Source organism: Xanthomonas sp. NCPPB 1067, from assembly GCF_020783795.1.
GTDB lineage: Bacteria > Pseudomonadota > Gammaproteobacteria > Xanthomonadales > Xanthomonadaceae > Xanthomonas > Xanthomonas melonis.
In genome coordinates this window covers 30,965-48,332 of record NZ_JAJGQG010000013.1, presented here as the reverse complement: position 1 = coordinate 48,332, position 17,368 = coordinate 30,965, and the positions used below count along the sequence as shown (strand labels likewise).

At 67.4% G+C, this 17,368-nt stretch carries 15 protein-coding genes, 2 other RNA genes and 1 pseudogene; 5 read left to right on the top strand and 13 right to left on the bottom strand.

Features of this window, described 5'->3' with window-relative positions; genetic code table 11:
• Positions 1-190: 190 nt before the first annotated feature.
• The 4 genes from LL962_RS11685 to LL962_RS11670 all read right to left on the bottom strand — a co-directional run bounded on the left by LL962_RS11685 (position 191) and on the right by LL962_RS11670 (position 4,095).
• Entirely contained in the window at positions 191-1,456 is a 1,266-nt protein-coding gene (locus LL962_RS11685) for a cation:proton antiporter (protein WP_228317046.1), read from the bottom strand.
• Positions 1,457-1,662: 206 nt separating this feature from the next.
• Positions 1,663-3,255 carry a serine hydrolase gene (locus LL962_RS11680; RefSeq protein WP_228317007.1) on the bottom strand — a complete coding sequence of 531 codons (1,593 nt, stop codon included), beginning with the start codon at positions 3,253-3,255 and terminating at the stop codon, positions 1,663-1,665.
• 21 nt (positions 3,256-3,276) lie between these two features.
• Entirely contained in the window at positions 3,277-3,777 is a 501-nt protein-coding gene (gene rraA / locus LL962_RS11675; protein ID WP_228317045.1) for a ribonuclease E activity regulator RraA, read from the bottom strand.
• A gap of 240 nt (positions 3,778-4,017) precedes the next feature.
• Positions 4,018-4,095, bottom strand: a non-coding RNA gene (locus tag LL962_RS11670) — sX9 sRNA.
• A 127-nt stretch (positions 4,096-4,222) separates the two neighbouring features.
• On the opposite strand from LL962_RS11670, the gene LL962_RS11665 reads away from it, so the two are divergent.
• Together LL962_RS11665 and LL962_RS11660 are read left to right on the top strand one after the other, a co-directional pair.
• A complete protein-coding gene (locus tag LL962_RS11665; RefSeq protein WP_228317006.1) occupies positions 4,223-5,056 on the top strand; it encodes a DUF72 domain-containing protein in 834 nt (277 codons plus the stop codon).
• A gap of 117 nt (positions 5,057-5,173) precedes the next feature.
• Entirely contained in the window at positions 5,174-6,121 is a 948-nt protein-coding gene (locus LL962_RS11660) for a DMT family transporter (RefSeq protein WP_228317005.1), read from the top strand.
• Positions 6,122-6,148: 27 nt separating this feature from the next.
• Here the strand turns inward: LL962_RS11660 and LL962_RS11655 are convergent, their stop codons facing one another.
• Both LL962_RS11655 and LL962_RS11650 read right to left on the bottom strand, forming a co-directional pair.
• Complete coding sequence (locus LL962_RS11655; RefSeq protein ID WP_228317003.1) at positions 6,149-7,285, bottom strand: GGDEF domain-containing protein; 1,137 nt, start codon at positions 7,283-7,285, stop codon at positions 6,149-6,151.
• Positions 7,286-7,341: 56 nt separating this feature from the next.
• Entirely contained in the window at positions 7,342-8,064 is a 723-nt protein-coding gene (locus LL962_RS11650; protein WP_228317002.1) for a pseudouridine synthase, read from the bottom strand.
• A gap of 82 nt (positions 8,065-8,146) precedes the next feature.
• Here LL962_RS11650 and LL962_RS11645 point away from each other — a divergent pair.
• A non-coding RNA gene (locus LL962_RS11645) (sX9 sRNA) lies at positions 8,147-8,222 on the top strand.
• Positions 8,223-8,328: 106 nt separating this feature from the next.
• On the opposite strand, the gene LL962_RS11640 is transcribed toward LL962_RS11645, so the two are convergent.
• Both LL962_RS11640 and LL962_RS11635 read right to left on the bottom strand, forming a co-directional pair.
• The gene (locus LL962_RS11640; protein WP_228317044.1) at positions 8,329-10,734 is read right to left on the bottom strand and encodes a putative bifunctional diguanylate cyclase/phosphodiesterase; all 2,406 of its coding nucleotides are present in this window, start codon (positions 10,732-10,734) and stop codon (positions 8,329-8,331) included.
• Positions 10,735-11,116: 382 nt separating this feature from the next.
• Positions 11,117-13,015, bottom strand: a complete 1,899-nt coding sequence (locus LL962_RS11635) for a DEAD/DEAH box helicase (RefSeq protein WP_228317001.1) — start codon at positions 13,013-13,015, stop codon at positions 11,117-11,119.
• A 172-nt stretch (positions 13,016-13,187) separates the two neighbouring features.
• Here LL962_RS11635 and LL962_RS11630 point away from each other — a divergent pair.
• Both LL962_RS11630 and LL962_RS11625 read left to right on the top strand, forming a co-directional pair.
• Positions 13,188-13,379, top strand: a pseudogene (locus LL962_RS11630) (sigma factor); the annotation flags it as partial.
• A 226-nt stretch (positions 13,380-13,605) separates the two neighbouring features.
• Complete coding sequence (locus tag LL962_RS11625) at positions 13,606-13,848, top strand: RNA-binding S4 domain-containing protein (protein WP_228317000.1); 243 nt, start codon at positions 13,606-13,608, stop codon at positions 13,846-13,848.
• 63 nt (positions 13,849-13,911) lie between these two features.
• Here LL962_RS11625 and LL962_RS11620 read toward each other — a convergent pair whose 3' ends face one another.
• From LL962_RS11620 to LL962_RS11600, 5 genes are all read right to left on the bottom strand, one after another.
• On the bottom strand, positions 13,912-14,256 hold the full coding sequence (locus LL962_RS11620; RefSeq protein WP_329957062.1) for a hypothetical protein: 345 nt from the start codon (positions 14,254-14,256) through the stop codon (positions 13,912-13,914).
• A 168-nt stretch (positions 14,257-14,424) separates the two neighbouring features.
• The gene (locus tag LL962_RS11615) at positions 14,425-14,826 is read right to left on the bottom strand and encodes an MAPEG family protein (RefSeq protein WP_228316999.1); all 402 of its coding nucleotides are present in this window, start codon (positions 14,824-14,826) and stop codon (positions 14,425-14,427) included.
• Positions 14,827-14,851: 25 nt separating this feature from the next.
• Complete coding sequence (locus LL962_RS11610) at positions 14,852-15,388, bottom strand: DUF4019 domain-containing protein (protein WP_228316998.1); 537 nt, start codon at positions 15,386-15,388, stop codon at positions 14,852-14,854.
• A 359-nt stretch (positions 15,389-15,747) separates the two neighbouring features.
• Positions 15,748-16,002 carry a hypothetical protein gene (locus tag LL962_RS11605; protein WP_104587352.1) on the bottom strand — a complete coding sequence of 85 codons (255 nt, stop codon included), beginning with the start codon at positions 16,000-16,002 and terminating at the stop codon, positions 15,748-15,750.
• A 75-nt stretch (positions 16,003-16,077) separates the two neighbouring features.
• Complete coding sequence (locus LL962_RS11600; RefSeq protein ID WP_228316997.1) at positions 16,078-17,271, bottom strand: hypothetical protein; 1,194 nt, start codon at positions 17,269-17,271, stop codon at positions 16,078-16,080.
• Positions 17,272-17,368 lie beyond the last annotated feature (97 nt).

Sequence of the window (17,368 nt, the reverse complement as noted above, 5' to 3'; positions counted from 1 at the left end):
GGTTACGGCAGCGCCAAAGCAGCGACGCCGGCTTGCAGAGACTGCCGTGCCTGCGGAGCCAGCCATCGCGGCACCACGGCATCGAACCGGTGCTAGACGACAGCTGTGCCCGTTGATATCTGTTCTGAGCGGCTGACGCGGTCGCTTTGTCGGCCGCTCTCAGCCGCCCAGGCCGGCGGCTGACGGCGGATCACCGCCCCTGCAGGCTCGGCACCCCGTCGGTCACGTTGGCGTGCCGGCGCATGATCCAGTTGAACAACGGCGTGGCCATCAGCGTGGACAGGATCGCCATCAGCACCAATACCGAGAACAGGCCCTGCTCGATCACTCCGGCCTGCAAGCCGATATTGATGATGATCAGCTCCATCAGCCCGCGTGCATTCATCAGCGAGCCGATCGCCATCGCGTCGCGATTGTTCTCGCCGGTGGCGCGCGCCGCGGCCCAGCAGGCCAGGCCCTTGCCGGCGAACGAGGCGGCCAGGATCACGACACCGGCCAGCATGATCTGCGGCTGCAGCAACACGCTGAGCTGGGTCTTCAGACCCGAGTAGGTGAAGAACAAGGGCAGCAGCAAGACCACCACGAACGGCTGCATCATCTCGCGCAGTTTTTCGGTCAAGGGGCCCTTGGGCAGGCAGACGCCGAGCAGGAAGCCGCCGAACACCGCATGGATGCCGATCGCGTCCATCGCCCAGGCGCTGACGCAGAACAGCATCAGCACCACCGCCAGCACGCCGTTTCCAAGCGGTTGACCGGGCACCACATGGTCGGCCAACCGGCGCAGCAGACGACGCCCGACGAAGATCATGAACACCGCATAGCCGATCCCTCCGCCGATGGCCAGGTACGCACTGCCCCAACTGCCGCCGAAGCTCGCCAGTACCACCGCCAGGATGCACCAGGCTGCAGCGTCGTCGAATGCGCCTGCAGTCAGCGCCAGCGTGCCCAGGGGGCTGTTGGTCAGGCCACGCTCGTGGATGATGCGGGCCAGCATCGGGAATGCGGTGATGGCGATGGCCGCGCCCAGGAACAACGACGCTTCCAGCAGCTTGGCCTTCTCCGAAAACAGCCCACCCACCGTCAGCAGCCACGGGCACAACGCGAACGCCAGAGCGAACGGTACCGCAATGCCGGCCAGCGAGACGCTCATCGCGCTGCGGTAGCGCGCACGGAAGTGATCGCCACGGAAGTCGGTGCCCACCAGGAACATGTACAGACCCACGCCGAACTGCGCGAATACGTACAGCACGTCCATGGTCTGCTTGGGAAACAACGCCGCCTGCCACTGCGGCAGCAGCAGGCCGAACAACGACGGCCCCAGCATCACGCCGGCGATCATCTCGCCCACCACCTGTGGCTGCCCCAGCCGTTTGGCCAGCAAGCCCACGAACCGGCAGACCAGCAGGATCGCAGCGGCCTGCAGGAAGAAATACACCGACATCTGCGGAGTGGTCATGCGCCAGGCGACATCCTTGAGAAGTGCGCGGATCATAACCAGCCTTGTCGGCTGGCGGTAGCGCGACGGTCACTGGCGCGCGCCCGGCCTGCGCGTCGTGCTTCGGCATCACGCGACGCCGCGCATCACTCAGCCGGCGCGTGCGACCACGTGCGTGCCAGCGTGGGCCGGTGGCCGCGGCGGCATGCGCGGCGGCCGCAAGCGCGTCATTGCTGCGACGCGGACTCCGCCGTCACCGGCGTCAGCACCAGGTCCTGGAAATCGAAGCTGAAATCGGTCAGCGGCGACACCGCCTCCATCCGCAGCTCGCGCACCGCGCCGTCTGCGGTCAGCGCAAAATTGACGAAGGCGTCGGCATTCAAGGAGCGATCGTCCCAGCGCACGATGAAACTGTCGTGCTGCCAGTGCTCCAGCGTGCCGAGCAATTGCGCGGTCTTGGCGAACTGCATGCGCAGTCGTTTTCCGTCCTGGCGGATCACCACATCGCCGTACCACGGGTCGCGATAGGTCGCCGCATAAGCGCTCAGCGGCAGCGATGGTGTCGAGCGTGCGGCGCGTGCCTGCCGATGCCGCGCCCAGCCGGCATCGGCGTCGGCGCCGGTCTTTTCCACCGCCTTGGCATAGGCCGTGGTCCAATCGGTTGGCGGCAAGTGCAGATAGGCGTCCAGCACCTGCAGGGTCAGCGCACCGAAGGCGGCCCCGACCTCCTGATTGGTCAGCACCACCACACCCAGCTTCTGCTCCGGCAACAGCGTCAACCGCGACACCATGCCGGGCCAGCCGCCGGTATGCCACACCATGCGATGGCCACGGTAATCGCTCAGGCTCCAGCCCTCGCCATAACCGGCGAAGTTCGGCATCGCGCCGGCCAGCTCGGGGACCGGTGCGTCGCCAACGGTGATCGGCGTGATCATCGACCACATCTCGCGCTGACGCTTGGCACTGAACAACGGCGTGCCATCCGGCAACTGGCCACCGGCCAGCTGAACCTTCATCCACAATGCCATGTCATGCGCGCTGGCGTAGATGCCGCCGGCGCCGGAGTTGTTGGACCAGGTCAACGGCGCGACGGTGCGCAAGTCGGTGAAGTCGTATTTGGCGTGCCCGACGGCGGCGTTGTCGCCAGGCTGCAGATGATCGGCATTGAAGCGCGCGCCGCGCATGCCGACCGGAGCGAAGATGCGCTGCTGCAGGAACTGCGCGTAGGATTGTCCGGAAACCTGCTCGATCACCTTCTGCGCGACCGCATAGAGAATGTTGTCGTAGGCGTAGCGATCGCGGAAGCCGCCTTTCAACGGCACCTTGGACAGCCGCTGCACGACCTCTTCGGTGGTATAGCTGGTGGTGGGCCAGAACAACAGATCGCCCGCACCCAGGCTCAGGCCGCTGCGGTGCGCCAGCAGATCGCGCAGGCGCATCTCGTTGCCGACGTACGGGTCGGACATGCGAAACCATGGCAGATGCTCGATGACCCTGTCGTCGAGCGAGAGCTTGCCCTCGTCGGCCAGGATCGACAGCGATGCGGCGGTGAAGGCCTTGGTGTTGGAAGCGATCGCGAACAGCGTATCGGCCTGCACCGGTTCCGGCTTGCCGGTCTCGCGCACGCCATAGCCGCGCTCCAGCACGATCTCGCCGTCCTTGACGATGGCCACCGCGATCCCGGGCACATCGAACTGCTTGCGCACGCGCTCGACCTGCGCATCGAATTGCTGCATCCCGTCCGGCAACTGCGCCGCCTGCGTCGAGGTCAAGGTCGCCAGCATCAGCATTCCCCCCGTCAACCATTGATTCAAAGTCACTGCCACGCCCCCCATTTTCGATCAGACCACACCGGCGCCGCCGTTCAGCGGCAGCGGCAACGTCGAAACCAGAACTCCGTCGACATCGGCGTATAGCCAGTGCCCCGGCACGAATGCCACGCCAGCGAAGTTGACCGGTACATCGGTCTCGCCCAGATCGCGCCGTTCGGTGCGGCGCGGGCAGGCGGCCAGCGCCAGCACGCCCAGCGGCAGCGTCGCCAGGCTAGCCACATCGCGCACGCACCCGTGGATCAGTACGCCGGCCCAGCCGTTGGCCACCGCCTGTGCGGCGATCCGGTCGCCGAGCAGCGCGTGCTTCGACGAACCCTGCCCGTCCACCACCAACACACGCCCATGGCCGGGCATGGACGCCAGCTCCCGCACGCGCGAATTGTCCTCGAAGCAGCGCACCGTGGCGATCGGGCCGGCGAACGCCGTGCGGCCGCCGAAGTGCCGAAACAGCGGCTCGGCAACGATCACCTCGGGAAAGCTGTCACACAGATCGGACGTGGTCCAGGTCATCGATGCGGTCTCATGCGGACGAGTGGGCATGGTAGCCGTCCGCGTCGATACCCGGGTGGCTGTGAATGAAAAAGCGCGCGCTGGCGCGCAGGCAGACAGCCTGATGCTGGCGCGCGCAGTCCGCCGCATGGCGCGCTCACGGCCGTACTGCGCCAGCATGCAGCCGCCGGTCCGGCGGGACAGATACGCGCCATCCGCCCCTGTCACGTGCCATCGCAGCGACAGGTGCCAGACTGAAGCGGCTGACGGAAACGTAGCAAACAGTCGTCGGGCAGGGATGGACGGCGCGCTCGAAACCGGAATGTACGAACGGTACATGAGGAGTGGAGCACCGGCCGCGCCCGCCTGCCGGCTGCATGCTAGTTTCGTTGGCTGCGCTGCACGGCGGCCTCCACTTCCCGAGCGGACAGCGCCACCGTCCCTGTCCCTTCAACGAGTTCCTGCCATGACCGATCTGTTCGCGGCTGCGCCGCCCTCGCTGGAAGGCATCCACATCGGCATCGGTGGCTGGGTCTATGCGCCATGGCGCGCCGGCATGTTCTATCCCGAAGGGCTGGTGCAGCGTCGCGAGCTGGAATACGCCAGCCGTCATGTCACTGCCATCGAGATCAACGGCACCTACTACGGCGCGCAGAAGCCGGCGACCTATGCGAAATGGCGCGATCAAGTGCCGGCAGGGTTCGTCTTCTCGGCCAAGGCGCCGCGCCGGATCACCCAGTCGCGCAGGTTGGCCGGTACCCGTGCCCAGATCGAAGACTTCGTCGGCGGCATCGTCGAACTGGGCGATACGCTGGGCCCGTTGGTGTGGCAGTTCGAACAGGGGCATCGGCTGGCACACGATGATCTGGCCGGATTTCTGGCCCTGCTGCCCAGGCAGGTGGGCAAGCGCCGCATGCGGCACGTGCTGGAAATCCGCGACCCGGCGGCCGTGGACGCAGCATTGCTGGCGCTGGTACGCCAGCACGACGTGGCCACGGTGTTCACCGATTCGGACGAGCATCCCTCGTTCGCGGACCTGTCCACCGATTTCGTCTATGCGCGCCTGATGCGCAGCCAGGCCCGCCTGCATGCCGGCTATCCGGCCCCGGCCCTGCAGCGGTGGGCGGCACGCATCCAGGCCTGGCGACACGGCGAGGACCCGGCGGATCTGCCGCATGTGGCAACTGCCTCGCCGGCCACCAACGCGCCACGCGAGGTGTTCGTGTTCTTCATCAGCGCGGCGAAGGAGCGCAACCCGGCAGCAGCGATGGCACTGCTGCAGGAACTCACGGCCCGCTAGCGATGGCGATGGCGTAGCGCGAGCGGCGCGCAGGCCAGGCGCTGCGGCCATGCTCAGGCGTGTGGGGCGAGAGGCACTGCACGGCACCAGGGCAGCGCATTTCGGCGACAATGGCGCATGCCCAAGACCGACCTGCGCAAGGCGCAACTGCAAATTCATTTCTGCGTCCTGCTCTGGGGCATCACCGCAATCCTCGGCAAGCTGATCACCCTGCAGGCGCTGCCGCTGGTGTGGTGGCGCATGCTGATCGTGGTGGCGGCGTTGGCATTGTGGCCGCGTGTGTGGCGCGGACTGCGCGGCCTGTCCAGGCGGGTGGTGCTGGGCTATTGCGGCATCGGTGCGTTGGTCGCCCTGCACTGGTTGACCTTCTACGGTGCGATCAAACTGGCCAACGCCTCGGTGGCGGCTACCTGCATCGCGCTGGCACCGGTGTTCACCGCAGTGATCGAGCCATGGGTGACGCAGCGACCGTTCCGCCCACGCGAATTGCTGTTCGGGCTGGCCGTCCTGCCGGGCGTGGCACTGGTGGTCGGCGGCGTCCCGGACGGCATGCGCGCCGGCGTGGTGGTGGGCGCGATCTCGGCGATCTTCGTCGGGCTGTTCGGCTCGCTCAACAAGCGCATGGTGACGCATGCCGACCCGCTCACCGTCACCGCCCTGGAGCTGGGCGCCGGCACGCTGACCTTGACGCTGCTGGCACCGGCCATGCCGATGCTGCTGCCATCGCTGCATGGCGATCTGCTGGTCGTCCCCGGCCTGCACGACGGCCTGCTGCTGCTGGCCTTGTCGTTGGCCTGCACCTTGCTGCCGTTTGCGCTGGCGCTGGTGGCATTGCGCCATCTCAGCGCCTATTCGGTGCAACTGGTGACCAACCTCGAACCGGTCTACGCCATCGTGCTGGCGATCGCCCTGCTGGGCGAACAACGCGAACTCACGCTGCAGTTCTATCTCGGAGTGGCGATCATTCTCGGCGCGGTGTTCCTGCACCCGATCCTGGAACGTCGGCACCGGGTAGTCCATCCAGAAGTGCTGGGCACCGCCGAAGCCAAGAACATCGTGGACTGAGAGTGTTGCGGGCCGGCGAACGCGCCGCTACTCCAGCGCCACCACCCGATCGCGCCCGCCCCGCTTGGCCGCATACAGGGCCTCGTCGGCGCGCTTGATCACCGATTCGGCAGTGTCGTGCGCCGACAGCATGGCCACGCCGATGCTGACCGTCACCGGCAATGCGCTCGTCATCGCGGCCACGCCTTGCCGCAGATACTCGCATTGCAGCCGCGCCTGCTGCAGATCCAGATCCGGCAGCAGCAGCACGAACTCTTCGCCGCCGTAGCGCGCAATGGTGCCGGCGCCCGCGACATGCGCCCGCAACAGCGAGGACAGCTCACGCAACACCCGATCGCCCTCGTCGTGCCCATGCACATCGTTGACCACCTTGAAGTGATCCACGTCCAGCAGCGCCACCGACAGTGGCCGGTTCGCAAGACGCGTCTGTTGCGTCGCCGCGGCAAGCGCAGCTGCGAATGCGCGGCGATTGGGCAGTCCGGTCAGCGGGTCGGTACGGGTCTGCTCCACCAGATCGGCATTGAGCGCCTCCATGGCCGCGTAGTACTGCGCCATCTGCTGCTCGTACCAGTCGCGCTCGCGCAGCTGTTGGCGCAACTGCCTGCCGGCCAGGCGCAGCTCCAGCAACTGCGCCGCCTGCCGCGACAACGCCTGCAGGGCGGCGCGTTGATCCTCGCGCAGATGCGCCGGCGCCTGGTCGAACACGCACAGCGAGCCCAGCGCCATGCCTTCGCTGGTGACCAGCGGCGCGCCGGCGTAGAAGCGCACCGCGCCTTCGCCGGTGACCATCGGGTTATCGAAAAAGCGCGGGTCCAGCAAGGTGTCTTCGACCGTCATCACCTCGTCAGGACGCAGGATGGCATGCGCGCAGAAGGAGATGTCGCGCGAGGCTTCGCTGCGCGGCACGCCGTGTGCGGACTTGAACCATTGACGGTGTTCGTCCACCAGCACCACGGCGGCCATCTGTGTCTCACACACGGTCGAGGCTACCAGTGTGAGGTCGTCGAAGGCGCGCTCGGGCGGTGAATCCAGCACGTCGTACTGCCGCAGCGCGATCAGCCGCTGCGCTTCGTTCCCGGGCAGTTGCGGTTTGATCACGCGGCCAGCCCCCCCTGTTGCGTGGTTATCGCCGGCAGTATGCAGGAGCCCGCCTCGCCGAGCCATCCGCGCGGCCGGCAGGCGGCCACGCAGCTGTCCTGCGGTTCATCCCGCCGGCCGGCTCACCAGTCGGTCCGTTGCGGCAGCAGCCCGCGCAGTTCGGCGTCGCTGAGATTGCGCCATTGCCCTGGCTTGAGCGCGGCCAGCTTGATGTTGTCGATGCGCACCCGGCGCAACTGCGTCACCCGGTACCCGAACGCGGCGGCCATCAAGCGGATCTGTCGGTTCAAGCCCTGCTCCAGCACGATGCGGAAGCCGAATTTGGCGATCCGCGCGGTGCGGCACGGCAGGGTGGTCTGGTCGTGGATGCGCACGCCGCGCGCCATGCCGCGCAGGAAGTCGTCGGTGACTGCCTTGTTGACAGCTACCAGGTATTCCTTCTGGTGGCGGTTTTCGGCGCGCAGGATCTCGTTGACGATGTTGCCGTTGCTGGTCATCAGGATCAGTCCTTCGGAGTCCTTGTCCAGACGTCCGATCGGAAAGATGCGTTGTTCGTGGCCGACGAAGTCGACGATGTTGCCCTTGACCGAACTCTCGGTGGTGCAAGTCACGCCCACCGGCTTGTTGAGCGCGATGTACACGTGCTTGCGGCCGCCGGGCGTTTTCGCCTCGCGTGCGCGCAGCGGTTGGCCGTCCACCAGCACGGCATCGTCCTCGCCCACCACCGCGCCGGTGCCGGCCACCACGCCATTGACGGTGACGCGGCGCTCGCCGATCAGGCGATCGGCCTCGCGGCGCGAGCAGAAGCCGGTTTCGGCGATGTGTTTGTTGAGTCGGGTCGTCATCGGCAGATTATCGGCGATTTAGAGCAGCTAATAGAACTACTGCGCAGCCGCCAGGCGGGCGCGGCCGGTGCTCGGAATCGGCATGTACCACTCGTACATTCCGGTTCCTCCGCGCCGTCCACACCCACCTGACGACCGCTCGCTACGTCCTGTGAGCCGCTCTTGACCGAACGTGCGCCGCGACATGTCGGGCGGGCCGCTATCGCTCCGGTCGGCGGCGACGCGCGCGCACGACGCGGTCGCGCGCATCGCTCACGCGCACGCTCAGCCAGATACCGCCAATCGCGGCTGCGGCAGGTACAGCTCTTCCAGCGGACACGGGCGATGCAGGCTGAATCCCTGCACCTGGCCCACACCGGCCTCGCGCAGGCCGGGAATATCGGCTTCCGACTCCACGCCTTCGGCCACCACCTCGATACCCAACGCCAGCCCGACCTGGGCGATCGAATGCACCGCGGCGCGGTCCACCGCATCGTGCGCATAGTTGCGCACGAAGCCGCAGTCGATCTTCAGCACGTCGACGGTGAACTGCTTGAGGTAGGCGAACGAGGCCAGCCCGCTGCCGAAGTCGTCCAGCGCCACATGGCAGCCGCGCGAGCGCACGCTCTGCACGAAACGCTGCGCGTGCTCCAGATCGCCGATGACTGCGGTCTCGGTGATCTCCATGCATAGCTTGGACACCAGGGCGGGATAGCGTTCGAACAGGGCGCACACGAAGTCGAGGAAATCCGGCTGCGCGATCGACTGCGCCGACAGGTTGACGTGGCACAGGTCCAGGCTCGCCACATGCAGCGGGTTGGCCGACAGTTGCGCACACAGTGTTTCCAGCACATGCGCATCGACCATGCGCCCCAGCCCGTAGCGCTCCACCGCAGGCAGGAATTCGCCCGGGTTCAGCACGCGCCCGTCGCGCGCGCGCATGCGCACCAGCACCTCGTACTGCAGTCGCGTGGGGTCGCTCAGCACTTGGATCTTCTGTGCATACAGCAGTAGCCGGTCCTCGGCGATGGCCTGCTGCACCGCGCTGATCCAGCCGCCATCGTGGCGGCGCCGCGCCAGCGCCAGATCGCTTTCGCCGAAACAACGGATGCGGTTGCGCCCTTCTTCCTTGGCTGCGAAGCAGGCCAGATCGGCGGCGGTCATCAAGGCGTTGACGTCGCTGGCGCCATCGCGGATCTCCACCACGCCGAAGCTGCAACTCGGCGTCAGCGGGCGCCCGCCCTGGTGGCTCCACGGCTGCCCGAGCACGCCGTGCATGCGCTCCAGCAGCGACTGCGCCTGGGCCAGATCGGTGTTGGCCAGCAGGATCGCAAACTCGTCCCCGCCCAGCCGTCCCAGCCAGTCGCCGGGCCGCAGCTGCATGGTGATGACATCGGCGAAGTGGCACAGGAACTTGTCGCCGACCGCATGGCCGAAGGTGTCGTTCACCAGCTTGAAGTGGTCCAGATCGACGAAGCACAGCGCATGGCAGGTCTGCGGCGGATGCGGCCCCTCGATCAGGCGCAGCAGCCGTCGCTCGATCTCGCGCCGGTTGATCAGGCCGGTCAGGGCATCGTGCCGCGCATGGAACGCGACCTCCTCGGCCAGCTCGTGCGCGTGCGAGACATCCTCGATCACCGCCAGCACCAGCGTCGGTTCCTCCGGGCCCGGCTCCACCAGCGAAGCGCTCCAGCGCCCCCACATCACCCCGCCATCGGCGCGCAGAAACCGCAGCTCGGCCGATTGCAGCAGCCGCGGCCAGTCGATCATGCCGCGGCTGTCCAGCACGATATCGTCCGGGTGCATCACCTGGGCCAGCGTGCAGGCCTGCAATTCCTCCGGGCGATAACGCAGGATGTTGGCCATCGATGCATTGGCATCCAGCACATGGCCGCGCAGATCGAATTTCACCATGCCCAGCGCGGCCTGCTGAAATGCAGTGCGAAAACGCCCTTCGTGCGACAGCAGATAATCGCGGATGCGGCGGGTGGCCAGCACGCAGGTGGTCACCACCAGCAGCAGGGTGGCCAGACTGCAGATCGCCATCACATCGCGCAGCAGCCGCACCGAGCGGGTCAGCAGTGTCAGGAACTGGGCCGCGTTGTGGCGCATGCGCCCATCGAGCAGGTGCAGCTCCTCGCGCAGGGCCTTCAGGATGTGCGGATCCGGCTGGCCGGTGGCCTGCGCCGAGGCCGCGCGATCGGCCAGCGAACTGAGCTGCAGGATGTCGGCATCGGTCTGCTTCCACAGCGCGATCGCATCGCCCAGATAGGGAAAACCCTGGCCGTAGCGATACAGCCGCACCATTTGCGGCATGTCCTCTTGGGCATTACGGCCGGCGCTCAGGCCGGCATTGACCAGTTCCCAGTCGATCGTCGGCTGTTCGACCGCGATGCGCGCCGTGCGGTCGCCCAGCGGCACCGCCAGCGCGCGACAGGCGGCCTGCAGGTCGGCCGGATCGCCACTGCCCAGATACCGTTCCAGCCAATAGACCGATTCCTGCTGGGCCTTGGACCAATGGCTCTCGCCAACGATCCAGGCGGTCGCACCGGACTGGGTCTCGATCGCCAGCGCCGACACCACGGCCATGACCACGGCAGCGCCGAGCAGCAGCGCCAAAGGCAGCGTCAGCCAGCCGCGCACCATGTGCATGGTCTGACCATTGCCGTTGCCGCGTGCCGCCTGCGCCATTGTCATCGCCCCTTCGCCACCTCGTACGCTTCAGGCAGCCAGTGGGCGCCTGAAGCCAGTAGCGGCCGCAACGGCCCAAGCTGTATGGCCGCGTTCGCTCGCCATGGCGGATGCCGCGGCAGACCGCTCGGATACAACCGGCGCAGTTGCCGGCCGCTGTGGAGTGCCCCGAGGCGTCAGCGGCGTCATGCACCCCCATGCATAGCAATCTCGACTGGCGCGGCGCCGCCGGCGCCCTGCCCCGCCTCCGAACGAGAGACGCCATGGCGTAGCCACGCGCAGTGCGCAATCGCTGGACACGCGCGGATGTTCTGCACCCACCGCGCCTACCCGGTGAAGACGCGACCGGCACGCCCCCGGCAACGGCCCCGCTTGACCGCGCTTACTCGCCGCGCGGCTTGGGCGGCCCCTTGCGATGCGGCGCGCCGAAGCGGTCCGTCGGCCGCGCCGGACCGTTCGGACGGCCCGAGGGCTTGGCCCCGCGCGGGAAGCGCGGCTTGGACGCGGCGGCGGCGGCCTCGCCATCTTCCAGCTTGCGCATGTTGAGCTGCTGGCCGGACACCCACACTTTCTTCAGGTGCTGCAGCAGTTCGCGCGGCATGTCCGCCGGCAGGTCCAGGATCGAGTAGTCGTGCTGGATGTCGATGCGGCCGATGTAGCGGCTCTCCAGACCGGCCTCGTTGGCGATCGCGCCGACGATGTTGGCCGGCTTCACGCCATGGCTGTGGCCCACTTCGATGCGGTAGCTCTCCATGCCGAACTCCGGCTCGCCACGTGGGGCCGGCTCACGACGCGGACGCTCGCCGGCATCTTCGCCACGCGGCGGACGCGGAGCGCGCTCGCCGTCGGCACGCGGGCCGCGCTCGAACTTCGGCTCGAAGCGCGGGCGCTCGCCGCGATCGGCACGCTCGTGCCGCTCGCGCGGCGCGGCATCCTCGCGGGCGCCGCGCACCGGCGGGGTCAGCAGAAACGGCGCATCGCCCTGCAGCAGCCTGGCAAGCGCTGCGGCGATATCGATCGCCGGCACGTTGTTCTCGCTCTCGAAACGCTGCAGCAGGTCCCGATACAACTCGATCTGCCCACCCGCCAGGGTTTCGCTGATGCGGCTCATGAAGCGCGCCACGCGGGTGTCGTTGACCGCATCCACGCTGGGCAATTGCATCTCTTCGATCGGCTGGCGGGTGGCGCGTTCGATCGAACGCAGCATGCCCTTCTCGCGCGGGGTGACGAACAGGATCGCCTCGCCGCTGCGACCGGCACGCCCGGTGCGACCGATGCGGTGCACATAGCTTTCGGTGTCGTAGGGGATGTCGTAATTCAGCACATGGCTGATGCGCTCCACATCCAGGCCGCGCGCGGCCACGTCGGTGGCGACCAGGATGTCCAGCTTGCCGTCCTTGAGCTGGGCGATGGTCTTCTCGCGTGCGGCCTGCTGCATGTCGCCGTTGATGGCGGCCGCGGCCATGCCGCGCGCCTGCAGCTTCTGCGCCAGTTCCTCGGTCGCCGCCTTGGTGCGCGCGAAGATGATCATGCCGTCGAACGGCTCGACCTCGAGAATGCGGGTCAGCGCGTCCAGCTTGTGCAGGCCGCTCACCCACCAGTAACGCTGGCGGATGTTGGCCGAGGTGGTGGTCTTGGCCGCGATGGTGACTTCGGCCGGCTCCTGCAGGTAGGTCTGCGCGATACGGCGGATCGCCGGTGGCATGGTGGCCGAGAACAGCGCCACCTGGCGCTGCTCGGGCAGCTTCTTCAGTACGGCCTCGACATCGTCGATGAAGCCCATGCGCAGCATTTCGTCGGCTTCGTCCAGCACCAGCGTCTTGAGCTGGGACAGGTCCAGGGTGCCGCGATCCAGGTGATCGATCACCCGGCCCGGGGTTCCGACCACCACGTGCACGCCGCGCTTGAGCGCGCTGAGTTGCTGGGCATACGGTTGGCCGCCGTAGACCGGCAGCACGCGGAAGCCAGGAATGGCTTCGGCATACTTCTGGAACGCCTCTGCGACCTGGATGGCCAGCTCGCGCGTGGGCGCCAGCACCAGCGCCTGCGGCTTGACCTGGTGCAGATCGGCGTTGGACAGCACCGGCAGCGCAAACGCGGCGGTCTTGCCGGTACCGGTCTGGGCCTGGCCGAGCACGTCGCGGCCGGCCAGCAGCGCCGGAATGGTGGCGGCCTGGATCGGCGACGGCGACTCGTAGCCGACGGCGGCAACGGCCTTCATCACAGCGTCCGAGAGGCCGAGGTCTGCAAACAGCAGCGGCGCGGAAGATTCTTGGGTCATGGGTAACTCCGGAGGCGCCGCACGGAGCCGGCAGGCGCAAAGCAGCATAGTGTGCGCCCTTACCCCCCTCGCTGTCGAAGGGCCGTGACAGTCCGTTCAGGTTGTGAGGATTCGCCCGGTCCGGCGAATCACCCTCCCAAGCCTGCCTGCCTCCCCTCTCCGCGCCTGCCTCATGCCCTCGGAAACAGACCTCCACGCCCGCTTCAACAGCCTGTTGCGACAGCATCACGGCATCGTGCTGAAGGTGGCGGCCAGCGATTGCCGCGACCGCGACGACCGCGACGAGCTGGCTCAGGAAATCGCCGCCCAGCTGTGGCAGGCGTTCCCCCGCTACGAACCGGGCGCGCACGCCATCCCTGGCTGGATCGCCTGGACGAGGCGCATGCCGGGCGCAGCATCACCCGTGCAAGCGGACTGCGGGAGGAGATCGCGCGTTTCCGGCGCGAGTGAGCGCAAGCGGTGGTGTCCAATCCCGCAGCCCTGCACGCGCAACGTCCCATGGCCACTGCGCCTCATCGCGGCGCCCGCTCATGGTGGTATTGCCGCCTGCCGCAGGCGGATAATCGCCCTACTTTGTCAGCGAGCGCAGCATGCAGATCCTGGAATTCGACATCGACGGCGACTACATCGAGCTCCACCAGCTGCTCAAGCTGGCCGGCCTTGCCGACAGCGGCGGCCAGGGCAAGGCCATCGTCGCCAGCGGAGCGGTCAACGTCGACGGTGCGCAGGAACTGCGCAAGACCGCCAAGATCCGTCCCGGCCAGGTCGTGCAGCTGGAGGATGTGGAGATCCGCGTGATGGCCATGGACCTCGACGCTGCCGACGCCGACTGAACGCACCAGCGTTGCGCCCGTGCCCGCTGCAACCGCAGGCGCGAATGGATTCGCCTGGCCGGCTCAGGCAGTGCGTTGGATCAGGTGCGCGGCAATCGCCCGCTTGAACGGTGCCTTCACGTGCGCGGCCCGCAGCGTAGGTTCCAGCGCGAACGGCGACCGCCCCTCCATGACCCACGCATCGCGCAATGGCGAGATCGCCTCAGCCGGAAACCGCTGCCAGATGTCCGACTGTTCCAGCAAGGCGCGCGAGGCATGGATCAACGCGATCTCGCGCCCATCGAAGGCAGGCTCGGCCAGCTGCGCCTGCGGCTGTTGACCAACCAGCACCATCGACAGGCCGGTGCCGGCCAATGCGCGCGCAAGACTCAGGCCTACCGGCCCTGCGCCAATGGTCGCGATATCCACCTTCTGCCTGCGGTACAGCCGTCGTCAGCGATGCGCGCAGTCTGGAGTCGGCAGAGCGCGCGGCGCTTGATCCAGATCAAGCGCCGCGCATTCCAGTCGCGCTGGCACTGCACCCACGCGCGCCGCCAGGTCTGGCATGCCGGCGCCGTCGTGGTAACCGGCGCCGTATCAAATCCCCAGCAGCGCGCGGATCAGCTTGACGATGCCCCAGAACGACACCACCCAGATCGCACTGCGCAGATAGGGAATCCCGGCCGCATAGACCGGTACATAGGCCACGCGTGCCCAGAAGTACAGCTGCACGGCCAGGGCGGTTTCCGCACTGGTACGCCCCGCCACGCTCACTGCCAGCACCGCAGCCGCGAAGAGCGGAAAGGTTTCCAGGTAATTGCGGAATGCGCGGTCCAGGCGGGCCGCCACGCCGGTCAGCGGCTTGGCATCGCCATCGCGCGCGCTCGCGTTCCACTTGGTGCCGCGCTGGGCGGTCATGCTCGCCGAGGCGGCCAGCAGCTGTACCAGGCCGAGCAGCATGGTCCAGCCCAGCATCTGCAATTCGATCGTCAGTTGCATGCGCGTCTCCGTGCCGATTGCCGCATCACTTCGCCGCCGTGCGCAGGCTGTAGCCGGCAACGCGCCAGGTCTTGTCCTCGTCCAGACGGAACGACACCAGTTCGCGCACCGGCTGCGGCGCATTGGCGAACCGGGTCGGAAAATTCACGTTGACGTACAGCCCTTCGGGCACCTGCGCGCCAGGGCCATACTTCACCCGCGTCACCGAGCTCTGCCCGCGACCGACCAACGCACCCAGGCGCGCACGCTCGCCGGCAAGCTGAGACACGAAGGCGTCGCGCTTGACCGCACTCTTGGCCACGCGGGAGGCGCCGTCCCAGATGGCGGCAGCCTTGTTGGTATCGACCATCTGTGCCACGCGCAAGGCGGCCTGGGTCATTTCGATGTCCTGCTTGGCCACCTGTGCCTGCTGCGCGGGGTTCAGCGCCGCGGCTGCCGGCTTTTGCGCAGCGGGTGCCGGTTGCGCCACAGCAGCGGCCGCGCGGTTGGAAGGCTGCGGTTGTTGCGCGAACACCAGCGCCGGGGCGAACAACAGGGCAACAAGCAAACGGGGACGACGCATGGACGGGCACCTTTGTGCTGGATCGGATGGAAGGGTCAAGAGCCGCACACCGTGCGGCCGTCGGCGCAGTCTATGCCGCGACCCGTGCAAAACAAGCCGCCAATGCGATTGGCCCGCAATCGTCGACACACCAGGGAGATCGCCGATCGCGGTCGAATCGATGGCATGCCCGGGAGGCGAGGTATTTGCTGTTGCATGGCGTAGAGCTCGCGCTGGAAAGGTCCAGGTCGATGACATGCCACGCATGGTCGGCAGCGCTGTGGAGAACCCCACCGAACCTGCGTGTGCGTGGGGTAGATGCGGAATGACGCGCAACGGCCGCGCCCACCTGGCGACTGTGCAGCCGTCAGGAAAGACCTCTACACCTCACCACCGGATGCCGGCGGCACCGGCGTCACGCCACGCGGCCGCCATAGCCGCCAGCTCACCCAGAACGCTCGCGCAATGGCCGCAATCAGCGCTGCCAGGCTCAACCACGTCGCCAGCGTGGCCGGCCACTGCTCACGCATCGCCTCGGCCGCCAGGCGCAGCAATTCGGCCACGCCAAAGCCGATCAGCACCAGCAATGCCGACGGCAGGTACGCCAGTAACACGCCTTTGGTCTTGCCTCGCATACTGCCCCCTGACCGGTTGTGGTGCGGCGACCATAGGCAGCGCTCAGTGCGATGTGCGTGAAAGCCGCAACGGCCTCAACCGTCGGCAGGCGCAGGTATCGGGGGATCCGCCTGCGCTGCGTCGCGGGCCGCTTCGGAAGGCGGCTCGGTTGCCGGCATTGGCGGCTGCGCGGCGTCGCTCGGCGCGTTGCCCTGCGCATCCGGCGCTGGCGTGGCCGGCAGCGCCGCAGCATCGGTTTCGGCCAGCGGGCTTTCCTCCGGACAGGCCGTATCCGGAAAGCCGAAGCGCTGTTTCAAGGCCAGCCCACAGGTATTGACCGCATCCAGATCCGCGCCCTCGCCCTTGCACTTCTGGTCGAACGCCACCAGAAACGCGTCCTTGCGGCGCACGAACGCCTCGCCACACTTGCGCATCTGGCGGATGCGCTCCAGGTCGTCCTGCACCGCGTTGGTTCCGTCCAGGCCGTATTCGCGCAGCTCTTCCATGGTGAGCAGGCGCAGGCTGCGATTGGGCACCGTCATCATCAGGTCGGCCACCGCCACTGCCACGCCGTTGCGTTCCAGGTATTCCTTGACGTTGCCGTAGACCTCGCGCAGTTCGCGATTGAGCTCGGCCCGCGAGGTCGCCTTCGAGCTGATCCGCATCATCCGGTGAATGCCGACCTTGCCGGCCACCAGCCGGTTGTCTCCGGCCGCCAGCACGAACACGCAGGCGCTGTGGCAGACCGAGCCTTCGCGTACCCAGATGGTCCAGTTGGATTCGCCGATGGTATCGCCGGCCCGGATCGCCGCCTCCACCTGGCCGCCGCTGGAATCCAGATCCAGGATGCGATGCGGCAGCTTCCACTGCTCGGCCACCGAGGCCAGCCGCCATACCAGCGCGGCGAAACCCGCGTTGATCTTGCCTGTATAGCGCACCCGTACCAGGCCGGTCTCGCGGCACGGCGCCAGCGCGGCCTCCACGCTGGCACGGTCCAGTGCCGGCAACAGCGTGCCGTCGCCGGCCTCCTTGCCGTAATCGGTGGCGCAACTGATCCAGGCCTGGCCCGCTTCCAGTTCCGCCTGCGGCCAGCCTGCGGTGCCAGCCTGCGCACGCGGGCGCGGCGGCGGTATCGGGTCGGGCGTATCCACCGACACCATATGGTCGCCATCGCCCACCTGCGCTGCACCAGCCGGCGGCGCCCCGACGGCATCGGCGGAGGTACCGCTGCGATCACAGGCAACCAGCGAGCACACACAGACGAGTGACAGAAATAGCGGTTTGAACATGGGCAAGCATCGGAGCGCGACGAAGATCACCTTCAGTCTATGGCTGAAGCGGTCGAGGATTTGACCGCGCCATGAACACAGCCCGCTCGAGCAACCC